Raw genomic sequence first — 19,658 nt, 5'->3', positions numbered from 1 at the left:
GGGGAGGCGAAGAAACGATATGGGTTTTATTGCGTTGATTGTGTTCATAGCTGTCATCATTATATGGAATGTTATGGTGAAACGGAATATGGGAGAAGCCATGCTACTAGGCTTTATTGCGACCACATTATTTGGCGGATTGGATGCGTTAAGACTTTTCTGGGATGGTTTAATATTTGCATCCACATATGAGGTACTTTATGCAGCTGTCGCATTTGTATTCATGGCCTATTTAATCGAAAAGTTGGAATTAATTCATGCACTCTTACGAATCTTGAATTCTGTTGTAGGGAAACTACCTGGTGGAGCAGCTTATATGAGTACGTTAGGTTCAGCAGTGTTAGGCGCTCTTTCAGGTTCAAATTCTGCAAACACAGCTGCGACTGGCTCTATCACCGCCTCTTGGATGATTAAATCCGGGTGGAGCCGGACCCACACGGCCACGATTCTAGCAGGGAATGGCGGACTTGGAGCGGCACTGCCTCCGAACTCTTCCATGTTTATCATGCTTGGGTTTGCCCCGGTTGCCGCCCTTGTATCTGAGGGAGATTTATATATTGCCCTTCTAATAGGAGGACTGTATCAAGTCGTATACCGATTTATTTTGGTGTATCTTCTGGTGAAAAAGAATAAAATTCAGGCCATGCCGCCAGATGATATTCTTCCTTTCTGGGAAGCGGTGAAACAAGGGTGGAAGTCGATCTTTATTTTTTTCGGTGCCTTGATTCCTATCATGATCACCATTGGTCCGTTGGCAAACTACTTAAAAAGTAATCCAAACATCGGACCGGAGGCAATGGATCAAATTTCTTTAATTACGTGGATTCCGATTCTCATGATATTAATTAGTCTAACAATTGGAAGAAAAAAGGCGTCTGCACTTGATTGGTCTCAGTTTTTCAAGTCGGCTATTCCTAAGTTTACAACGATCGGAGCCTTGATGCTGTTTGCAGTGGCTGCTAGTCAAGTGCTTGCTGAATTAGGGCTCGCAGATGATTTGACGCAAATCACATCAGTACTTGCCATTCCGAAATGGCTCATGGTGCTCATTGTGGGTGTTCTTGTCACACTGGTGGCAGGCCCTCTATCTTCAACAGCGACACTAACAGCTGTTGGCCTTGTCTCATTTTCAGCTTTAATCTCAGTTGGAGTAGACCCAGTTGTGGCTGTAGTTGCCATTCTTGCTTTTTCATCAACAGAAGGGGCTTCCCCGCCTGCATCAGGATCAATTTTCATTGCTTCGGGTCTTGCAGGGGCCAGACCAGAAAAAACCTTTATCCCACTGATCCTCTATTATATGCTTCCGATCGTTGGTATTGGCTGGCTCATTGGAATGGAGATACTTCCCGTATAGAAAGGAGAAACAGATGAGAGTATTGATGGAATTGTTATTTAAAGTGCTGCTTGTCCTATTTCTAACGTCAGGAACGTTGTTGGTATTCGGTCAAATACTAGGGATACTCTTGCAAAAGGGAGATATGATCATTGCTAGTACGAACCTATTTAAAAACCCAACACTGGTGTTAAGTGCCTTTTTTAGCCTTGTCGGGTTTTCACTCCATTATATCCCTGAGAAGAAAGACACCTCATTTAGCGATCATCCATCAGCATCAGCAGGTGATTCGCTCAAATAAGCATGAAAAGCTGGATTCAGTTGATGAATTCAGCTTTTTTGTGCGTGTGAATTAGGTATAAAAACCCAATACATACGATTCATTTTTTAGTGAATTCGTTTTCAATCATATGCCTCTTGTGCTAGTAAATGGTAACATAACGGAGGACTATTTGAGGAATAGAGGTGTTTGACGATGTCTGGAGCTATCATCGGTTATACAACAGCCTTGTATTCGTTAAAGGCAGACATATCCATAAAAAAAGAACAAATCATAGAACTGAACATGTGTCGAAAAGAAATAAAAGAAGCAAAGTCTGCTCTGGCAGATGCTAACAAGAAAATGACTCATCCAGATTTGACTTCACATACATGGTTTGGCCATCTCGCAGATACGTTTGATGACATTCGAAACGAGATGGCATCCGCCAGTCAAGAGATAAAAAGTATACAGCTGACCAATCTATTGAATCGAATTGATGAGAAAATCAGCGACTTAAAATCAGAGATCCATTCATTAGAACATGAAATTCATTCGGTTGAAAGAAAAATAGAGAAAGAAAAACAGAAACAACTGGAAGAAAAAAGAGGGTAGTCACATGAGCAGAGAAATTAAAATAGATGCCAGTCAGGTCAAACGAGTATTACAGCATGCAAAACAATCAGGCGCTCAAATGAATGCCACACTTCCAACAACCATCAAAGGAAGAAATCAGCTCCTGACGGCAGACACATTAGAAAAAATCAATCAGCAGCTGAACGAATTAAGTACATCCTATATAGACATTCTTCAGAAACAACTTGTACAAACAGAACAAGCGGTGAACACCATGATCGAAACGGACAAGGCGCTTGCTTCCAGCAGTAAAAGAAAATAAAGGAGAACGCAATGAAAACCCTTGATGCTTTTGCGCTAATAAACGGAATTGACCAAACGCTGAATACATTAAAGCAGCAATCACAACAGATTAGCTCCATAGAAAAACAAATCCAACAGATCATCTCACTTGATGGCGCACTAAAGGGAGAGGCGGGACAAGCCATCCGCTCCTTTTATACAGAATGCCATATTCCCTTCCTGCAATTTTTTCAGGTTGTCATTGAGGAATACAGCTCTGCGCTCAAACAAACAAAGCAGGCACTTCATACCCTTGAATCAAATCAGCACGGCTTTATATCACAAGCATTTATTGAACACGAACTTGATCAAGGTTTAAAAAAAGCGGAGCGAACGTTTTCTGACATCGTTTCAGATGTGAGCCAGGCGATCGGCAGGGTCAGTCATATCGTTCATTTGCCTCACGTAGACGAGTCTGCTTTTCAACAGAGCTATCAAAAAGCGTGGCTTGAGACATCCAGAACCATTGGATTGCTCCATGCCTTTGACAGAGAACAAACAAGTGCTATGAATGAAACAACAAGTGCATTGCAAACAATGAAGCAATACATCAACACGCTAAGCACCATGTTCACCGGCCCAAAAATCGACATCACGAGCTATCAAAAAGGGTCTATTTTCAAAAATGGAAAAGAAGAAAAAATAAGCAGCACGATCAGCGGATTGAATGACAAAATAGACAACATGAAAGAAAACCCGATGATGATCATGTTGAAGAAATTGAATGAGAAAGAACAGGCGAATGTGGATACGGTGGTTCGAGAAATGTCGTCTAGTAAAATTAATCAAACCACCGTAACCTTAAATGGAAAAGTATACAAGTTAAATGAGTACAAAAAGATTAACTTCGAAAATGCAAAGACGGTTGAAGTCATGAGAGATGGAATGCTGTATCGGTTACGGATATCAGAAAAAAACAAAGTAACGATTGAGAGCGTTAAACCGATTTCTGATGTGAAAACAGGCGATCAACCCCAAAATATTTTAAATGCAGCAGTTGAATTTACAGGAATAAACGACGCGATTCGGGTTATTACAGGAAGAGATCCAATAACAGGTGATAAAGTCGCAGGTATGGATCGTTTGGTATCAGGGGTGTACATGGTTCCAAGCGCTAACATTGTTAAAGTGGGGAAATATGTTTTTAAGATTATTAAAGGGGAGAAGGTAGCTAAGAGGGTTGAGAAGAGTGCAAAGGGTATTGGAAGAGGAGAACAAATATTAGATAAAGTTAAAACCTATGAACAAGCCAGAAATAAGACAGTAGACTTAGTTGGAGACCTAGGACCCAATGCACAACCATATACAGGTACGCTTAAGTCGAGTGCTGGGTATGGTAAAGTTGTCGGTAGGCAGTCTGCTGACGGAAAAGTAAGATGGAGATTAGATTATGATCCTAATAAGGGACCACATATAAATATTGAAGATTTTCGTAATGGCAAAGGAGCTAATGCAAAGAAAATCGCTATACCATTTGAAGGTAACGAAGGTACTTTTAAATCTTTATTAAAACATCTGAATAGATAAGGAGATTTTATATGAGTTTATTTGAAGAATGTATTGAGGCACTTGGTGAGAATGTACACGTTTTATATGATAATAGTAGGGAGAAAATATTAAGCCATTTTGAAAGTTCATTTCCATTTTCTGATTGGGGGCAAATTGAATGGAAAAATTTATCTTCTTATGCTGAAGTGAATACGTTTGATGAGATACAATCCTTTTTAAATCAAAAAATGGATGAGTATAATGATGTTGTTTATATCATTTGGGATGAAGGGACGTTACCAATTATTCAATCTACTTTAGATAAAGTTTTTGAAGCTATAGATGATGTTACTGCAGTCAGTTTTGATACATGGATTTTTTCACCATCTTCTGGTTATGTTATTGAAATATTTCATGATGGTGAAGTGAAAGTAGGATTAAAGTAGGGATGTAATAGAATGATGAGTAATGATTGGATAACTGTTCAGGAAGTTGAAGATGATACTCAAATATGGGCCGGAACCGTAGTTAGAGTTTTTACGGAGGAATTAAATAAGGATAACCTAGAAGGTAATTTCTATGATTACATCGTTTCTTTTATTTATGATAACAATGAATATTTACAATTAACCTGTCTTACTCAAGGTGAGGGTGGAAATATTGTTTATGTATTGCAAACAGAACCAGATTCTAATTATTCATTAGGTAAGGAATTAAAAAGAATGATGGATGATGGTACAAACTCTGTTTTTGTGAAATTTTCACCTGAATGTATCGTTAACTGAACCTCTAATAGGAGTGGGAAAGACCAGGTTCTTTTCGAAAAAAATGAGAATAAGTGATAGAAAAGGTGACCGTATTGAAAATAAAAAAAATAAACTGGATTTCACAAGAAGCCTCAGAAGCTGAAGTGATTGTAACAGATGGCGAACTGGAAATAATGTGTTTTGCTCAACCATTAAATTACCTTGAAGAAAATGAACTATTAGAACCTATTTATTGTTTAGATGTGTCAGACTTAGTGAAAGCTGAATTGTCAGAGTATAGAATTGAAAAATTAGATGATAATTTCAGTTATAGTTTTTTAGGACAATTAATTGATAAGCGTGATGAAAAAGTGAAGGTAGGCGGACTTTTATTAGAATTAGATTACAATATACCGGGAGATATAAATGAAGGCGATTTTATAAGTTTTAATTGTCAACGGTTAGATATTTATTAGTATGAGCCGAAGTCTTAAGGAGCATTAAATGCACAAAAAACAAGAACTAACGAAACAAATCCAAACGGTCATCAACATCCTAGAAAAAGAATATTCGCAAGAGATCCATCAAGGTGTACTTGAATTAATATATAGAAGATACAAGAATGCCCAAAGAATCATGCAAGCCAATGATGATCTCCAAAAGATCTTTATCATTGGCGGAGTTAGGGCTTACTTGGATAGTCATAATGACTATCTAAATCCATTCTTAGATGAATTACATAAAGCGGAAAGTCTACTAAAAGAATTGTTGTATTGATTATATAGTGATAGGTAGAAGTCTTTGTATTAGAAAGCGATACAAAAACACAGAAAGGAATTCGTATGAATCAGAAAAAACACATCAACAAAAAAACAGTCAATTGGCTATTAAGCATCAGTGTTCTTCTCGTCATTGGGACAGCTTTTATGAGAGGGGTTTATGTCCCACATGCCGGTTCGGTTTATCGAGGTTTTCCCATTGATTGGCTAGTCCTGCATTCAAATTATGGTGTTGAATTTCTATTTTTTGGTTTTATACTCGATGTCATCATTTTCTATTTTCTATTAAAGGTGCTCCTACGGGTGTATAAAATGATTATGACAAAATCAGCTGAATAAACGCTAGTTCAACCTTTTAGGAGGCTTTCAAAATGATTCATTTTTCTCAGATTCCCAACTTGGTCATGAACGAACCAGCAAGTGACATACATATCAAAGAGGCAGAAGCTGAACTAAATATGATGTTTCCTCATGCCCATCAAGTCTTACTGAAACAATCAAATGGTTGTTCCACTGGAGGCGACCTGCTTTTATACGGAACTGAAGACATAGTGGAACGCAATAAAACATGGGAAGTCCATCATTATGCAAGCGGCTATGTAGCTATTGGTGACGATGGCGGTGGGCGAGTACTTCTCATGCGGCAGGCAGAAGAAGAGAAAAAAGTGTGGATCGTCGATGCTGGTGTGATGGACCCTCAGCATGCGGAATTGGTGGCTGAAGACTTGTTAAGCTGGGTAAGTCACGGCTGTTTCATAGAAGTTTAGTCTATTAAGGAGATGATCGATTTGCCGTGGAACACATTGATCGCTGCATGCCTCGTGGTTGGGGTTCCTGTCGTTTTGATTGCAGCTGTTTATTTCATTTCGAAAAGGAAGAACAAGAAAACCAAATCCAGTTGAAAAGCTCTGTGACGTTCCTTGTCATAGAGCTTTTTTCTCTCTCATTCTCCCTCCATGTTATAATAAACACAGTTTATGAACGAGAGGATATGCAGGACATGAAAAATGAACCAATTGAGTTATTGACACAGCCGACATGGCGAATCATAGATCAATCGAGCCTTGGTCTCTATGTGGACCCGAAGCAATCCTTTGCAATGGATGATACGCTTTGTGCGTCGGTTGGGAAAGGGCTCTCACCAGCCACAGCGCGTTCTTGGGTGCACCACAATACGATCGTTCTTGGGATTCAGGATACAAGACTTCCATTTCTCCAAGATGGTGTAAAGCTTCTTGAGGAAGAGGGATATCGCGTCATTGTGCGCAATTCAGGCGGTCTTGCTGTGGTGCTGGATGAAGGCGTACTGAATGTGTCTTTAATCTTTGCGGAACAAAAGAAGGGCATTGATATTGACCGAGGATATGATGCGATGGTGGAATTGATCCGCCGGATGCTGTCGATGTATGAGGTGGACATTGAAGCCTATGAAATTGTCGGCTCTTACTGTCCAGGTAGCTACGATTTGAGCATCAATGGAAAGAAATTTGCCGGCATTTCTCAGCGTAGATTACGCGGAGGGGTCGCTGTGCAAATCTATTTGTGTGCAGATGGAAGCGGCCGGGAACGAGCTGATTTGATTCGCCGTTTTTATGAGGCAGCCTTAAAGGATAAACGGCATGAGGTGAAAGCGGTATTCCCTGATATACAGCCTGATACGATGGCATCCCTATCAGAATTAACTGGAGAACCCATTGACTGTGCGCTTCTCATGCGTCTTTTACTAGAAGAACTTCAAAAGCTGAGCGAGCAACTGACCGCTTCAGGGTTGACCACCGAGGAACAACTGGAGTTTGAGAAAAACATGACGCGGATGATTGAGCGGAATGAGAAAGTGTTCTCGTAAACACATCTTTCCATCTTAAAAATAGGGGTGATGTAATGGAAACGAAACTTCTGAAAGCGATTGAACTTCGAGAAAGTGGACATCTTCAAGAATCCAATGACATGCTCATCCGTCTTGTAGAAGAGTATCCAGATCATGCCTCCATTCACTATCAATGTGCTTGGAGCTATGATGTGTTAGGGGAGGAAAAACAAGCTGTCTTTTTTTATGAGAGGGCGCTTGAGCTAGGTTTGTCTTCAGAAGAAAGAGAAGATGCTTTCTTAGGATTAGGAAGTACATACAGAACCTTAGGGGAATATGAAAAGTCAAAACAAATATTCCTCCATGCGATGGAAGCTTATCCGCATAATAAAGCCATTCAAACGTTTTATGCCATGACTTTGTATAATTTAAATGAACATAGCAAAGCCATGGAAATACTATTGAACTGTTTAACTGAAACGACAAATGATCCTGCTATCTTGAGTTATCGAAAGGCCATTGATTTTTATTCAAATCAGTTAGATCGATTGTGGAAATGATTTATATAGAAATGGAGGGGCAATGTAATGGAAGAATCCCCTCCTTTGCTATGACATTTTATATGTGATAGTCCTTTATGACATAAGAAAGAAGGAAAATGTTTTGTCACTCATCACCACGTATTACCCGCTGTTTATGCTTTGTATTTTGTCTCTGTTGTATATGATATATCGTATCCAGCCAATGGCCTCTACTGTGAAAAAAGTCATCATTGTGCTATGTGTGTTAACAAATGCTGCCTATATTTGCTGGCGCCTCTTCTTTACATTGCCGCATGAAGGTACTTTTAATATTGTCATGGGCATTTTGCTTGTTGCCTGTGAATGCATTGGGTTTATCCAGCTGCTTGTGTTTTATACACTGGTTTGGAAGCCTTCAAATCGGAAACAAGTCATGATCAGTGATCTTGACAGGCTGCCAACAGTTGATATTTTCATAGCTACATATAATGAACCGATTGAGGTGCTGAAACGCACTGTTGCAGGTTGTTTGAATCTCTCTTATCCGAAGGAAAGCTTTCAAATTTATTTATGTGATGATGGCAATAGGGAAGTTGTAGAGCAGCTTGCTTCTGAGTTTGGTGTTCATTATCTGACAAGAACAGATAACAGATTTGCTAAGGCAGGTAATTTAAATCATGCGATGTCTCAAACGGATGGGGAGCTGATTCTGACGCTTGATGCAGATATGGTCCCTCTTCCTTCATTTTTAGAAAAAACAGTGCCCTATTTTCATGATGGAGCAACTGCGTTTGTTCAAGTTCCACAGGCGTTTTATAACGAAGATCCTTTCCAATATAATATGTTCTCGAAAGATCGAATTCCAAATGAGCAGGACTTCTTCATGCAAACTCTCCAAGCTGGTAAGGATCGGTTTAATGCCGTCATGTATGTTGGGAGTAATACGGTTTTTAGAAGAACGGCATTAGATGAAATTGGCGGATTTGCTACTGGAGTGATTACAGAAGACATGGCAACAGGAATGCTTCTCCAGGGGAAATTCAAATCTGTGTCTGTCGGAGAAGTATTAGCCGTCGGTCTGGCACCTGAAAGCTGGCTTGATCTGTTAAAGCAAAGAGATCGCTGGTCGAGAGGGAACATTCAGTGTGCCCGTAAGTTTAATCCTTTGAAGGTGCGCGGCTTAACGCTGATGCAGAGAGTTCTTTATTTAGATGGCATTGTGTATTGGTTTAACGGTTTGTTTAAAATGATTTATATTCTCACACCGATTTTGTTTTTATTGTTTGGTATTCAAAGTTTCTGGGCAGATTTCCAGTCGGTTTTCATGTTTTGGCTGCCGGCGTTCTTTAGCTCGTATTTAGCATTTAAACTTGTGTCGAATCAAAAAAGAAGTATGTTTTGGAGTCATATTTATGAAAGTTCAATGGCATTCCACTTAGCTGGTGTGGCACTCAGTGAACTGTTCTTGAAAAAACGTGTTGAATTTCTGGTGACACCGAAGGGGATTCAAACGGACAAAAGGCATTTTCATCTGAAAACGATAATTCCCCATCTGATCTTCTTGTTGCTCTCATTGCTTGCCCTTGTGAAAATAGGGTACGATGTGAAGGTAAATGGGACGATGAACGCTGATCTCATGTTGATTAATATTTTTTGGGTGCTTTATAACGGTGCAGGCTTATTCATGGCACTGCTTGTGGCGTTTGATCGACCGCGTTATCGGAAATCAGAGCGATTTGTCATTGAAAAAGAGGGGCATCTTCGTTCTGATCATCAAGATCAGTCGATGGCTTGTTTTCTACTAGATATGAGTGATTCAGGTGCGCGTCTATCCATTCCATTGGACCAAGCGTCTTCTCTTTATCAAGGACAAACGCAATTATTCTTTTCAGAGGATGAAAGTGTGGCGTGTGACGTGGTTTGGAGCTATCCAGAGGGAGACAAGCTGATGGTTGGTGTTGCTTTTACTGACACAAAAAAATCAGAGTATTTATCACTGATCCGTTTCTTATTCACACGAGAGCATGTAGCGGTGACGGATCGTGAGAAAAAATCATATGCTGTTCGGACGTTTCTCCGCTTTTTAAGAGAAACGGAGAAGGTACCAAAGGCTCTGCGTCGCAAATGGATGAGAAGGCCATTGCAAGGTGTGACAGGCACGATCGCCTATGAGGACCGACTAGAAGAGAAGATGCCGGTGATCATACATGATATCAGTTTATCTGGGTGCAAAATTGAGTTTGAAGATTCAATTGAATTAAATGGAAAAGTGCGGATCACCATTGACACAGAATCTCTAACGGATCAGCCGGCGATTGCGATTTGGACATCACAAAAGCGAGGTCGTACAATGGCCGGACTCAAGTTTGTTCAGCCTGAAATCAAGCAGATAGAAGAAAGAGAGGGAGTGGTTTCTTGAAATCTAAAAATGGCGGTTACCTCTATTTACTATGGCTTCCTGTCATCATAGGAGCCGGCTACGGCATTTCGCTTTTCGTGCCGTTTCTTCAGCCTGTACTGACGCTTGGTATCGCAGGGCTTTATATTTTTATCTTTGGTGATTTTCAGGTGAGGCAAGTTAGGTACATTTTTATGTTCGTCTTCTTGATCAATGTCCTTTTTAGCGTGATGCTATTTTTGGATATTTAAAAAAGTGCTTCCCGCAGATGGGGAGCACTTTTTGGTTATTCAGCCATTTTTTCAAGGTTGCCGTTCCGGTCCATTTTAAAGGTTGGTGCGGCACTGTCGTCCTCTTCAAACAAAACTAGTTTTCTTGCACGGTTCATGATTTTGACGAGTGTTTCATAATCTTCTTGAATGGTGAGCTGATCCTTTTCAAGCTTTTTCACTTCAGCTTCTAGTTGAGACACTTTATGTGAAAGTTCGTTGTTTTCTCGTTTTAACCGGCTGTTTTCCATCCGTAAGGCAGATGATTGCTGTCCATCGCCTTCATAGCGGCGTAAGAAATCAATGATATCCTCAATGGTTAACTCTTGGCGCTGCCCAAATGGATTGGCTTCTGGCTTTTTCTCTGTCACTTGAGAAGCCTGTGACAATAAATGTGATAAACTAGCTAACTCTTCATTGTAGCTTTGATCCACAAACTGAAGCTGTTCGGCTGTTTCGGCTGCAGGTGCAAATGTTTCTTCTTGCGCAGGTTCCAGTTCTTGAGAGAACTCTTCCTGTGTGATCGTTTCTTCAACTTGCGGCTGATAGAGCAAACGTTTTTTCGCAGGCTGTCCATTTCCGAGTGCACGCATGCGTTGTTTACGCTGTTTTTTGGCAAGTGCCAATGCTTTTTCATATTGATGCCTCACGACAGCATTCCATCTAAATCCGCATGCCGCTGAGGTACGGTTTAGCTTGTCTCCCACTTCTTCAAATGCGTTCAGCTGTGTACTGCCCTCTCTGACGTGACGTAAGACGGTTTCTGCCAGAAGGAGATCATTTTCCTCTGACCAAGCATCTTGTCTTTGTTTTGACATGTGTTTAAACCCCCATAAGATTTGATGGTATTAGATTAGCCAAGTTGAAGAAGGTTTATACAAGTTTGCTAAAAGGATAGTGGAAAATACTAGCTTTTATGTGAATACGTATCTGTGCTGACAATGATTCTTGCAACTCCAGTCGCTTCGATGTACAATGTTGGGTGGTATATTATTCACTCTTAGTTGTCCAACTGTTTCATATAGAATGAAGTTTCATCATTGAAAGGAAGCGTAAGAACATGGCTAATGAGTTTCGCGTATGTGACGATTGTGATGCGACGAACCTAAAAACGTTATTGCCTCGACTTAAATCGGTTGACCCTGATGCAAAAATTGAGATTGGCTGTCAATCGTATTGCGGTCCAGGACGAAAAAAGGCTTTTGCGTTTGTGAACAATCGCCCATTATCCGCACCAACAGAAGATGAGTTACTCGAAAAGGTTCAAAAAAAAGTCAAATAAATGTCACTGAATGTGTTCAGTCGACCTAAAAAGAGGTCCGTCCCTGTCAGGTCGGGCTTTTTACGTCCGTTCAATCTATGAGAACACATTCGCCAGCAAATTCAAGGATGTTTTCGGGAAAAGTTACCCGATATAATAGAAACACGTCTTAAAAAAAGAGGGACGAAACGATGGCGTATCCAAAAGGGAAATTATCCGAAGAAAAGGTATTTAAAGATCCTGTGCACCGCTATGTTCACGTACGGGATGCATTGATATGGGATTTAATCGGAACGAGAGAGTTCCAGCGCCTTAGACGAATTAAACAGCTAGGCACCACTTATTTAACGTTTCATGGGGCAGAACACAGCCGATTTAATCATTCACTCGGTGTATACGAGATTGTCAGACGAATTGTGGATGATGTGTTTAAAGGAAGACCCGAATGGGATGAAGGGGAGCGTGAGCTTGTACTGAGTGCCGCCCTGCTTCATGACCTTGGACATGGTCCGTTTTCTCATTCCTTTGAAAAGGTCTTTCATTTAGATCATGAATCGTTTACAAGAGATATCATTTTAGGGCAGACGGAAGTAAATGAAGTGCTGCGCCGGGTCAGTGACGATTTTCCAAAGCATGTAGCAGAAGTCATTGCCAAAACGTATCAAAACAAACAGGTGGTCAGTTTGATTTCAAGTCAAATTGATGCCGACCGAATGGATTACTTGCAGCGTGATGCTTACTATACAGGCGTCAGCTATGGTCACTTTGATATGGAACGTATTTTACGCGTGATGCGTCCAAGAGAAGATCAGATTGTGATGAAACAGAGCGGGATGCATGCCGTAGAGGATTATATTATGAGCCGCTATCAAATGTACTGGCAAGTGTATTTCCACCCAGTGACCCGCAGCGCGGAGGTCATTTTAACAAAAATCCTCCATCGTGCAAAAGAGCTGCATGAAACGGGATATATTTTCACACATGCTCCTGTGCATTTTTATTCAATTTTTGAAGGAAATGTCACCACAGAGGACTATATTAAGCTGGATGAATCCATTGTCTTATTTTATTTTCAGGCGTGGGAAGATGAAGAAGATCACGTGCTGGCTGATTTGTGCCGCCGTTTTATGAACCGCCGTTTATTCCAATATACAGAGTTTAATCCAAACGAAGAAATGACGAAATATTTCAAGCTGACTGCTTTGTTCAAAGAAGCAGGAATTGATCCTGACTATTATTTAGTGGTCGATTCTTCCTCTGATTTGCCTTATGACTTTTATAGACCGGGCGAAGAAGAAGAGCGGCTGCCGATCCACCTCTTGACGCAAAGTGGTCATATTAAAGAACTGTCGAGACAGTCAGATATTGTTGACGCCATTTCCGGTAAACGAAGAACCGATCATAAACTTTATTTCCCGATGGACTTAATTGTAGATATGTCGGAAAAAGCTGAAGAAAAGAAGGCGATCATGAAGCTGCTTGGATTGGGATAAGGAAGTACTGAAAAAGGAGATGTCGGGAATTTGTTGAAAGAGCATGCAAAGTTGATGAAGGTGTTCTCTGAATCTGGGGAAATCGTTGGACGGAAGAAGCTGCAAAAAATGATTTACATAGCAAAAAAGCTAGATTTGCCTTTTTACGAGAAATACGATTTTCATTTTTATGGCCCCTATTCAGAGGAGTTGACGCTCAGAATTGAAGAGCTGTGCAACCTTGGATTCTTGGACGAAATGAAGGAAAAAAAGGGCGGATACTTTCAATATCGCTATTCGCTGACGGACAATGGGAAAGAGTTTCTCGATCAGTGTGAAGTGGACATGCCTGACCTCAAAGTGCTGACGCAGCAGATGAATGAGCAATCGTCTCGTTTTCTAGAGCTTGTCTCAACGATTTTATACTTTGATGATCTGCCAAAAGATGAGGTAAAGGAAAAGGTCTTCACCATTAAAAGCAAGCAGCGCTATACGGACGAAGAATTTGAGGCAGCCCTTGCGTATATTGATCAGTTGAAGGAATTGAACTAACTTGCAAAAGCCCAATTTTTGGGCTTTTTTTGTTTTGTAAGACCCGGACCGAAAGCGCTATTTTCGAATGAAATGTGTGTCAAAATATCCGAAAAATTAGTGAAAATGACATGTTTCGACTTTCTTCCTGTATATCCAATTCCCTGTTTTTGACTGAATAGAAGGAAAATGGTGAATTTTCAGTGAATATATAACTTTGTGAAAAACAAAGGAGGGATAGGAATGAAAAAGCGTTCAGTCTTTTTGTCATTTTTATTGGTAGGTAGTTTGTTACCGGGGGTAAGTTCAGCTTCAGCACCAGTTGCAAGTGCAGGTCATGGGCATGATCATGGTCATGCACCGTTCGAAACACATATTAGTGAAGGGTTGCCAAAGGCAAACGATTTTAAAGATTTGACGAAGGCACCTCCTATTGAAAGAGATGTGACAACAAAAATTTTAGACGAGTCTGGTAAACAGGTAGGGTCTAGAACCTTTAAAGCAAATACAGGAGATTCGATTTCAACAAAAGCTAGTACAGGCAGTCAGAAAGTGACCGTCTATGCAGTAGCTGATGCGCAGTATCGTGCGAAATATAGTGATTGGCAGACGCGCATTGTCAGCATCATTGAGCAAGCGGATGTGACATTTAACCGTGATCATGATGTGGACTTTGTTGTACAAGCCGTAGGGTCTTGGACGTCTTCAGGATCAAATGCATCACAAATTTTGTCTAACCTTCAGCGTAGCTTTGATGGCAGAGGATACGATTTTGTCACAGGATTTACAGCAAATCCAAACTTTGATGCTGGCGGAATCGCTTATGTTTACAATAGTGCACCGAGCGGAAGTGCATTCAGTGTCAACCTTGATCAAGGAACAGCGAATACAGCAAAAGCGGCTACACATGAATACGGCCATAACTTTGGTTTGCCGCATGACCCTCAAGGCAGCGGAATTGTCTGCTTAATGAATTATGATTATTCTTACACTGTCGATTACTTCGATGCGGCTCATAAAAATCAAGTGAACCGTAATAAAGCTTGGTACAGATAAGGTAAGAGACAAAAGGACAAACACCGAAAAAGTGTTTGTCCTTTTTATATGCTTACAGGTCGCTCATTCGCTTTCCTGCTACAGCATAATGTTCTTTTTTCATTTCTTCAATAATGACAGAGACTTTTTCTGCACCTGCGCCTGTTGTTTCAACAACGGCATCTGTGACTTTCTCCACAAGAGCTCTTTTCTGCTCATCTGTTCTTCCTTCAAGCATTTGAACGGTGATAATTGGCATGGCGAAAACCTCCTTTTTCCTTTCATGCTACGCTTCCCTTTAGTTTAAGGGACTTCTTATAGTATACTGAATGAAGTAAATCATTGTATAGAAAGAAAGAGGGATTCATGCCTTTGGACCAATTTCTTGTTTATCCATTAGAACTGATTCCATATGTCGCCATTACGCTTGTTGTGGCTTTTACGATGCACGAGCTGGCGCATGCATATGTTGCGTATCGTTTTGGAGATCCGACAGCTAAAAATCAAGGGAGACTGACGCTCAATCCATTGAAGCACCTTGATATTTTCGGGACGATCTTAATCTTTGTGGCTGGGTTTGGCTGGGCGAGGCCTGTACCTGTGAATCGGTACCATTTCAAAAACCCACGTCTCGCAGGGATATGTGTGTCGATCGCTGGACCATTAAGCAATTTGGTTTTGGCATTTTTGGGCTTTTGTGTGTATGCGCTTCTTCAGAAATTTGGTGGGGAGTCGCTCATTCGCTTTGAGCCGGGGGTCGATTATTTCTTCCAAATCTTTATTAACTTGAACGTGATTTTGTTCCTATTTAACTTATTACCGATCCCGCCGCTGGATGGATATCGTATTATTGAGGATGTTGTCAGTCCCGGCATCCGTGCAAAGATGACGCAGTTTGAACAGTATGGAATCATCATTTTCCTCATCTTCGTCATCACGCCGCTAGGTCAGTTTGTTTTTGTTCCATTGATCGGAATGCGGGATCAAATCATATACTGGTTTAATCTTATTTTGAAGCCGCTGCTTTAGGAGGTTTAATGAATGGAAGGTAAAAAGAAGAAACCAATTGGTTTTAATATCATTAAAAAAACAGATGCAACGGATGGACATGGAGGTTTTGGAGCAGGTGCCCTCAGCCTTGATAATATCTCGCCGGTGATCATTGATGTGGAGGAAAAGGAAGCCGTCATTGATATTGGTGCGATGCATGCAAGAAGTGCCGTCGAAAAAGGAATTAAATTTTTAAAAACCAAAGAAGAGGTACCTAACGGAAAACCTTACTGGCTCGTATGGGTGACGATTGACCGTAGAGAAGAGGGGCCATATTATGCTGGTGTCACAGCTTGTGAAATGACCGTTGACCGCTCGATTCGCAGAGGATATAAGTCGCTTCCTGAGCATGTGAATTTAATGGATAAATCCATGAAGCGTAAAATCGTTGTCAGTCATATGGATGATGGTTCGAAAAAGGTGCTCGCTGATTTCTTGAAGAGTCACAATGAGGCGTTATGGGAAGCATCCACAGATGAATTAAAAGAAGGATTGGCTGTTCCTGAGTAATTGTGAAATTTTTGTGAAGAATGATGAATGGATACCAATTCCAGTCGTTTTTTCAGTAAACTGGTGTTAAAGCTAGGACATGGAGAATCCCGAGATGCAGATCTCGGGGTTTTTCATGTCCATTTTTAACGCTTCAGCCACTTTTCCCACCATTTCTTAGGCTGTTGATCCTGAGCCGTGTCTTGCTCAGATGCTTTGTTCTCGGCACCGTAGCAGACACCGGTCGGCTCCGTTCCTTCTATAAAATAGGTAAATACCTTTGATTCGCATCCTGGGCCTGCGAGATCACCCGTTTTTGGATTGATATATACGCCTTTTACACCGTCTGGCGGCATGAAGGAGGAGGCTGGCTGGTTTGAGAGGGCTGATTCCATAAAGGAAGCCCATATCTTTTTCGCATAGGCGGTTTCTGTGACCGAGTCAATGGTGCGTCCTTTATCGTAGCCGGTCCACACACCTGTGACGAGCTGGGGAGAGAAGCCGATCATCCAGCTGTCAGCGCCTGTCGTCCCCGATTTTCCTCCATAATTTCTGGTAAGATCTTTTGAAATGGTACGTCCTGTGACACTTGTATAGCCATTTAATTGATCATTGAACATCCCTGACATCATGTCAGTGGTGACAAATGCTGCTTTTTCATCTAGTACTTGCTCTCGTTTTTGTTTCTCCTCAAAGAGTAAGTTGCCCTTTGCGTCCGTTACTTTCGTAATAAAGGTTGGCTTGACACGTTTTCCTCCATTGACCAGCATCGCGTAAGCATTGGTCATTTCGATTGGTTTGACAGGTGAAGTACCTAGCGCAAGTGAAGGCACTTGATCTAGTTTTTCGTGAATCCCGAACGTTTTCCCTGCACGTACAAGCTGTTCCATTCCTAAAAATAGATGGGTTTTGACCGCATAAATGTTATCAGATAGAGCCAAAGCCTGAAGCATCGTAATACCGTCATTGGCGTAATAGCCATGATAGTTGCTTGGTGAATAAGCGGCGCCGCTTCCTTGCTCATCGAGTTCAAAAACAGTTTCTTCACTGCGCATCACGGTTGCTGGTGTAAACCCATTTTGCAAAGCCATGTAATAGAGAAGTGGTTTCATTGTTGAACCCGGCTGTCTTTTTGCTTGTGTGACACGATTGAATGGGCTTTTCTCGTAATCTCTCCCGCCTATGAGGGCGAGTACATGCCCTGTTTGGGGATGGATGGCAGCAAAGCCGATTTGGATATCTGATTCAGAATCCATGATGTTGGTTAAAGTCTTTTCAGCGATTTTTTGTAATTCAGGTTGTAAGGTCGTTTCGATATGAAGACCATACGTTTCAATTTGTTCCTCGGTTAAGCCCAGCGTTTGTTTTAGTTCGCGAATCACATCATCATAAAAATACGGGGCCTGCTTTGCTTGTAGCTGCTTTTGTTTGAGCGGGCGATAGGACAGCTTTTCCTTGCTGGCATCAGCAACCGCTTTTTTCGTAATCATGCCATCCTCTTGCATTTGCCTCAGAATCATATTCTTTCTTGCGCTGGCTTTCTCCTCATTCACATAAGGGGAGTAGAGAGAAGGCCCCTTTGGAATCCCGGCAAGCAAGGCAGACTCAGCTAAAGTTAAGTTCTTCGCTTTTTTCCCAAAGTAAAGGCGGGATGCCGCTTCCACGCCGTATGCGCCGTGGCCATAATAAATGGTGTTCAAGTATCCTTCTAATATCTCATCTTTTGTATAGTTTTGTTCTAAGCGGATCGTGTAAAAGGCTTCATTCCACTTCCGCTTCCATGTTTTATCATGATCTAAATATAAATTTCGTGCGTATTGCTGGGTGATCGTGCTGGCGCCTTGTACCTTTGCCATTGCACGAATATCTGCCACCGCAGCACCTGCCATTCGTTTCACGTCAAAGCCGTGATGCTGATAAAAGGTTTTATCCTCAACTGCGACCACCGCCTGCTGTATATGAGGGGACATGTCCTTTAACGGAACCCAGTATCTCTTTTCTCCAAAGCTTGATTCGCCAAGTTTAGACCCATCGGCTGCATAAATGGTCGTGGATTGGGGAACTTGAACAGAGGGAGCGCCTTGCCACTTAGCTAGTAAAAGAATCGTCAAAAAGACTGTGCCTGCAAATAGAAAAGCGAGCAAGCCGATAAAAAAACAGGCCCGAATCGTTTTCACGGTCATGCGGATTTTTTTATTACTCATGATTGTGTCCATGCAAAGCCCCCATTTTGACGGTTTTTTATCAGTATGGGACAAAGAAAACCGTTTTAAACAGGCGACTGCAAGGGTGTGCTTTAAAAATGAAGTTATCTCATGCGGTTCTTTACAATTTGATATGAATCCACTATACTTTTTTCTTGGACAATCGATATAGTCATAGCCGATAAAAGGCGCTAACAATAGATGTTTGTTTATTATTGGATGAGAGGAAGATGAACGATGAGCGAACTTTGGTATACAGAGAAGCAAACGAAGAATTTTGGCATTACATTGAAGGTGAACAAAACCCTTCACACAGAACAAACAGATTTTCAGCATTTAGAAATGGTGGAAACAGAAGAGTTTGGCAATATGCTGTTTTTAGACGGTATGGTGATGACATCAGAGAAAGATGAGTTTGTATACCACGAAATGGTGGCACATGTTCCTCTTTTCACTCATCCAAACCCGGAAAATGTCCTTGTTGTAGGCGGAGGAGACGGTGGTGTTATTCGTGAAATCCTGAAGCATCCAAGTGTGAAAAAAGCGACACTTGTTGATATTGATGGCAAGGTCATTGAATACTCGAAGAAGTTCCTTCCTTCAATTGCTGGGAAACTAGACGATCCTCGTGTAGATGTAAAAGTCGGAGACGGCTTTATGCACATTGCGGAAGCCGACAACGAATATGACGTGATCATGGTTGACTCAACTGAGCCAGTTGGACCAGCTGTGAACTTGTTCTCTAAAGGTTTCTATGCAGGAATCTCAAAAGCACTCAAAGAAGACGGTATTTTCGTTGCACAGACGGACAACCCTTGGTTCACACCTGAGTTAATTACAAATGTACAGCGTGATGTAAAAGAAATTTTCCCGATTACCAAGCTATACACAGCGAATATCCCAACATATCCAAGCGGTCTTTGGACATTTACCATTGGTTCTAAGAAGTATGATCCACTTGCTGTAGAAGACAGCCGCTTCTTTGATATCGATACGAAATATTACACAAAAGAATTGCACAAAGCGGCATTCGTTCTGCCGAAATTTGTGAGCGACTTAATCAAATAAATCAAGCGAAGTGGAAATGCGCAAATGAAA

General features: G+C 41.2%; 25 protein-coding genes. 22 read left to right on the top strand and 3 right to left on the bottom strand.

The annotated features are described in order from the left end of the window. Nucleotides 1-19: 19 nt before the first annotated feature. The 15 genes from FXF70_RS03205 (at nt 20) to FXF70_RS03135 (ending at nt 10,500) form a co-directional block, all read left to right on the top strand. Complete coding sequence (locus FXF70_RS03205) at nt 20-1,354, top strand: TRAP transporter large permease subunit (protein WP_035389849.1); 1,335 nt, start codon at nt 20-22, stop codon at nt 1,352-1,354. Nucleotides 1,355-1,367: 13 nt separating this feature from the next. Further along, nucleotides 1,368-1,634, top strand: a complete 267-nt coding sequence (locus FXF70_RS03200; protein ID WP_046526753.1) for a hypothetical protein — start codon at nt 1,368-1,370, stop codon at nt 1,632-1,634. Nucleotides 1,635-1,808: 174 nt separating this feature from the next. Further along, entirely contained in the window at nt 1,809-2,207 is a 399-nt protein-coding gene (locus tag FXF70_RS03195; RefSeq protein WP_138826637.1) for a YwqH-like family protein, read from the top strand. A gap of 4 nt (nt 2,208-2,211) precedes the next feature. Next, nucleotides 2,212-2,490, top strand: coding sequence for a YwqI/YxiC family protein (locus tag FXF70_RS03190; protein ID WP_008343583.1), 279 nt, complete (start codon nt 2,212-2,214; stop codon nt 2,488-2,490). A gap of 11 nt (nt 2,491-2,501) precedes the next feature. Beyond that, on the top strand, nt 2,502-4,037 hold the full coding sequence (locus FXF70_RS03185; protein WP_148779817.1) for a T7SS effector LXG polymorphic toxin: 1,536 nt from the start codon (nt 2,502-2,504) through the stop codon (nt 4,035-4,037). A gap of 11 nt (nt 4,038-4,048) precedes the next feature. After that, on the top strand, nt 4,049-4,444 hold the full coding sequence (locus tag FXF70_RS03180; protein ID WP_017360095.1) for a CDI toxin immunity protein: 396 nt from the start codon (nt 4,049-4,051) through the stop codon (nt 4,442-4,444). Between the two features lie 15 nt (nt 4,445-4,459). Beyond that, nucleotides 4,460-4,783 carry a hypothetical protein gene (locus FXF70_RS03175; RefSeq protein WP_262368772.1) on the top strand — a complete coding sequence of 108 codons (324 nt, stop codon included), beginning with the start codon at nt 4,460-4,462 and terminating at the stop codon, nt 4,781-4,783. A 74-nt stretch (nt 4,784-4,857) separates the two neighbouring features. After that, nucleotides 4,858-5,220: a hypothetical protein gene (locus tag FXF70_RS03170; RefSeq protein WP_017360093.1), complete on the top strand. Its 363-nt coding sequence runs from the start codon at nt 4,858-4,860 to the stop codon at nt 5,218-5,220. A 28-nt stretch (nt 5,221-5,248) separates the two neighbouring features. Then, nucleotides 5,249-5,521: a hypothetical protein gene (locus FXF70_RS03165; RefSeq protein WP_017360092.1), complete on the top strand. Its 273-nt coding sequence runs from the start codon at nt 5,249-5,251 to the stop codon at nt 5,519-5,521. Between the two features lie 65 nt (nt 5,522-5,586). After that, nucleotides 5,587-5,862: a hypothetical protein gene (locus FXF70_RS03160; RefSeq protein ID WP_048002983.1), complete on the top strand. Its 276-nt coding sequence runs from the start codon at nt 5,587-5,589 to the stop codon at nt 5,860-5,862. A 32-nt stretch (nt 5,863-5,894) separates the two neighbouring features. Continuing rightward, the gene (locus FXF70_RS03155) at nt 5,895-6,290 is read left to right on the top strand and encodes an SMI1/KNR4 family protein (protein WP_148779815.1); all 396 of its coding nucleotides are present in this window, start codon (nt 5,895-5,897) and stop codon (nt 6,288-6,290) included. Nucleotides 6,291-6,523: 233 nt separating this feature from the next. Then, entirely contained in the window at nt 6,524-7,369 is an 846-nt protein-coding gene (lipL, locus tag FXF70_RS03150) for an octanoyl-[GcvH]:protein N-octanoyltransferase (RefSeq protein WP_041091494.1), read from the top strand. A gap of 35 nt (nt 7,370-7,404) precedes the next feature. After that, the gene (locus FXF70_RS03145) at nt 7,405-7,890 is read left to right on the top strand and encodes a tetratricopeptide repeat protein (protein WP_096881989.1); all 486 of its coding nucleotides are present in this window, start codon (nt 7,405-7,407) and stop codon (nt 7,888-7,890) included. A gap of 103 nt (nt 7,891-7,993) precedes the next feature. Continuing rightward, nucleotides 7,994-10,270: a glycosyltransferase gene (locus FXF70_RS03140; RefSeq protein WP_148779814.1), complete on the top strand. Its 2,277-nt coding sequence runs from the start codon at nt 7,994-7,996 to the stop codon at nt 10,268-10,270. After that, complete coding sequence (locus FXF70_RS03135) at nt 10,267-10,500, top strand: DUF5970 family protein (protein ID WP_008343557.1); 234 nt, start codon at nt 10,267-10,269, stop codon at nt 10,498-10,500. Before FXF70_RS03140 ends, FXF70_RS03135 begins: the two co-directional genes overlap by 4 nt. 35 nt (nt 10,501-10,535) lie before the next feature. On the opposite strand, the gene FXF70_RS03130 is transcribed toward FXF70_RS03135, so the two are convergent. Then, nucleotides 10,536-11,336, bottom strand: a complete 801-nt coding sequence (locus FXF70_RS03130; RefSeq protein ID WP_007497717.1) for an RsfA family transcriptional regulator — start codon at nt 11,334-11,336, stop codon at nt 10,536-10,538. A 242-nt stretch (nt 11,337-11,578) separates the two neighbouring features. On the opposite strand from FXF70_RS03130, the gene FXF70_RS03125 reads away from it, so the two are divergent. The 4 genes from FXF70_RS03125 (at nt 11,579) to FXF70_RS03110 (ending at nt 14,838) form a co-directional block, all read left to right on the top strand. Then, a complete protein-coding gene (locus FXF70_RS03125; RefSeq protein ID WP_003215259.1) occupies nt 11,579-11,800 on the top strand; it encodes a YuzB family protein in 222 nt (73 codons plus the stop codon). A gap of 170 nt (nt 11,801-11,970) precedes the next feature. Continuing rightward, nucleotides 11,971-13,272, top strand: a complete 1,302-nt coding sequence (locus FXF70_RS03120) for an HD domain-containing protein (protein ID WP_007497716.1) — start codon at nt 11,971-11,973, stop codon at nt 13,270-13,272. 30 nt (nt 13,273-13,302) lie between these two features. Further along, nucleotides 13,303-13,803 (top strand): YwgA family protein, encoded by a 501-nt coding sequence (locus FXF70_RS03115; RefSeq protein ID WP_024719448.1) that lies wholly within the window; start codon nt 13,303-13,305, stop codon nt 13,801-13,803. Nucleotides 13,804-14,025: 222 nt separating this feature from the next. Further along, nucleotides 14,026-14,838 (top strand): zinc-dependent metalloprotease, encoded by an 813-nt coding sequence (locus FXF70_RS03110; protein ID WP_035389836.1) that lies wholly within the window; start codon nt 14,026-14,028, stop codon nt 14,836-14,838. 52 nt (nt 14,839-14,890) lie between these two features. Here the strand turns inward: FXF70_RS03110 and FXF70_RS03105 are convergent, their stop codons facing one another. After that, on the bottom strand, nt 14,891-15,076 hold the full coding sequence (locus FXF70_RS03105; protein ID WP_008343530.1) for a 2-hydroxymuconate tautomerase: 186 nt from the start codon (nt 15,074-15,076) through the stop codon (nt 14,891-14,893). A gap of 107 nt (nt 15,077-15,183) precedes the next feature. Here FXF70_RS03105 and FXF70_RS03100 point away from each other — a divergent pair, with 107 nt between their 5' ends. Both FXF70_RS03100 and FXF70_RS03095 read left to right on the top strand, forming a co-directional pair. Further along, entirely contained in the window at nt 15,184-15,846 is a 663-nt protein-coding gene (locus FXF70_RS03100; RefSeq protein WP_008343529.1) for a site-2 protease family protein, read from the top strand. A 12-nt stretch (nt 15,847-15,858) separates the two neighbouring features. Further along, entirely contained in the window at nt 15,859-16,377 is a 519-nt protein-coding gene (locus tag FXF70_RS03095; RefSeq protein WP_007497712.1) for a YwhD family protein, read from the top strand. 125 nt (nt 16,378-16,502) lie between these two features. Here FXF70_RS03095 and FXF70_RS03090 read toward each other — a convergent pair whose 3' ends face one another. Next, on the bottom strand, nt 16,503-18,572 hold the full coding sequence (locus FXF70_RS03090; RefSeq protein WP_148779813.1) for a transglycosylase domain-containing protein: 2,070 nt from the start codon (nt 18,570-18,572) through the stop codon (nt 16,503-16,505). Nucleotides 18,573-18,797: 225 nt separating this feature from the next. Here FXF70_RS03090 and speE point away from each other — a divergent pair, with 225 nt between their 5' ends. Continuing rightward, complete coding sequence (gene speE, locus FXF70_RS03085; RefSeq protein WP_003214614.1) at nt 18,798-19,628, top strand: spermidine synthase; 831 nt, start codon at nt 18,798-18,800, stop codon at nt 19,626-19,628. Nucleotides 19,629-19,658: the final 30 nt, after the last annotated feature.

The sequence above is a fragment of the Bacillus sp. Y3 genome, assembly GCF_008123875.1.
Taxonomy (GTDB): Bacteria; Bacillota; Bacilli; order Bacillales; family Bacillaceae; genus Bacillus; species Bacillus altitudinis.
Note: the sequence above shows the minus strand (reverse complement) of the source record. Positions and strands in the feature narration are given on the sequence as shown.

What these genes read in the sequence shown, in the direction of transcription:
- FXF70_RS03205 (WP_035389849.1), top strand. Translation starts at nt 20, where the DNA reads ATGGGTTTTATTGCGTTGATTGTGTTCATAGCTGTCATCATTATATGG.
- FXF70_RS03200 (WP_046526753.1), top strand. Translation starts at nt 1,368, where the DNA reads ATGAGAGTATTGATGGAATTGTTATTTAAAGTGCTGCTTGTCCTATTT.
- FXF70_RS03195 (WP_138826637.1), top strand. Translation starts at nt 1,809, where the DNA reads ATGTCTGGAGCTATCATCGGTTATACAACAGCCTTGTATTCGTTAAAG.
- FXF70_RS03190 (WP_008343583.1), top strand. Translation starts at nt 2,212, where the DNA reads ATGAGCAGAGAAATTAAAATAGATGCCAGTCAGGTCAAACGAGTATTA.
- FXF70_RS03185 (WP_148779817.1), top strand. Translation starts at nt 2,502, where the DNA reads ATGAAAACCCTTGATGCTTTTGCGCTAATAAACGGAATTGACCAAACG.
- FXF70_RS03180 (WP_017360095.1), top strand. Translation starts at nt 4,049, where the DNA reads ATGAGTTTATTTGAAGAATGTATTGAGGCACTTGGTGAGAATGTACAC.
- FXF70_RS03175 (WP_262368772.1), top strand. Translation starts at nt 4,460, where the DNA reads ATGAGTAATGATTGGATAACTGTTCAGGAAGTTGAAGATGATACTCAA.
- FXF70_RS03165 (WP_017360092.1), top strand. Translation starts at nt 5,249, where the DNA reads ATGCACAAAAAACAAGAACTAACGAAACAAATCCAAACGGTCATCAAC.
- FXF70_RS03160 (WP_048002983.1), top strand. Translation starts at nt 5,587, where the DNA reads ATGAATCAGAAAAAACACATCAACAAAAAAACAGTCAATTGGCTATTA.
- FXF70_RS03155 (WP_148779815.1), top strand. Translation starts at nt 5,895, where the DNA reads ATGATTCATTTTTCTCAGATTCCCAACTTGGTCATGAACGAACCAGCA.
- lipL (WP_041091494.1), top strand. Translation starts at nt 6,524, where the DNA reads ATGAAAAATGAACCAATTGAGTTATTGACACAGCCGACATGGCGAATC.
- FXF70_RS03145 (WP_096881989.1), top strand. Translation starts at nt 7,405, where the DNA reads ATGGAAACGAAACTTCTGAAAGCGATTGAACTTCGAGAAAGTGGACAT.
- FXF70_RS03130 (WP_007497717.1), bottom strand. Translation starts at nt 11,336, where the DNA reads ATGTCAAAACAAAGACAAGATGCTTGGTCAGAGGAAAATGATCTCCTT.
- FXF70_RS03125 (WP_003215259.1), top strand. Translation starts at nt 11,579, where the DNA reads ATGGCTAATGAGTTTCGCGTATGTGACGATTGTGATGCGACGAACCTA.
- FXF70_RS03120 (WP_007497716.1), top strand. Translation starts at nt 11,971, where the DNA reads ATGGCGTATCCAAAAGGGAAATTATCCGAAGAAAAGGTATTTAAAGAT.
- FXF70_RS03110 (WP_035389836.1), top strand. Translation starts at nt 14,026, where the DNA reads ATGAAAAAGCGTTCAGTCTTTTTGTCATTTTTATTGGTAGGTAGTTTG.
- FXF70_RS03105 (WP_008343530.1), bottom strand. Translation starts at nt 15,076, where the DNA reads ATGCCAATTATCACCGTTCAAATGCTTGAAGGAAGAACAGATGAGCAG.
- FXF70_RS03100 (WP_008343529.1), top strand. Translation starts at nt 15,184, where the DNA reads ATGCCTTTGGACCAATTTCTTGTTTATCCATTAGAACTGATTCCATAT.
- FXF70_RS03095 (WP_007497712.1), top strand. Translation starts at nt 15,859, where the DNA reads ATGGAAGGTAAAAAGAAGAAACCAATTGGTTTTAATATCATTAAAAAA.
- FXF70_RS03090 (WP_148779813.1), bottom strand. Translation starts at nt 18,572, where the DNA reads ATGGACACAATCATGAGTAATAAAAAAATCCGCATGACCGTGAAAACG.
- speE (WP_003214614.1), top strand. Translation starts at nt 18,798, where the DNA reads ATGAGCGAACTTTGGTATACAGAGAAGCAAACGAAGAATTTTGGCATT.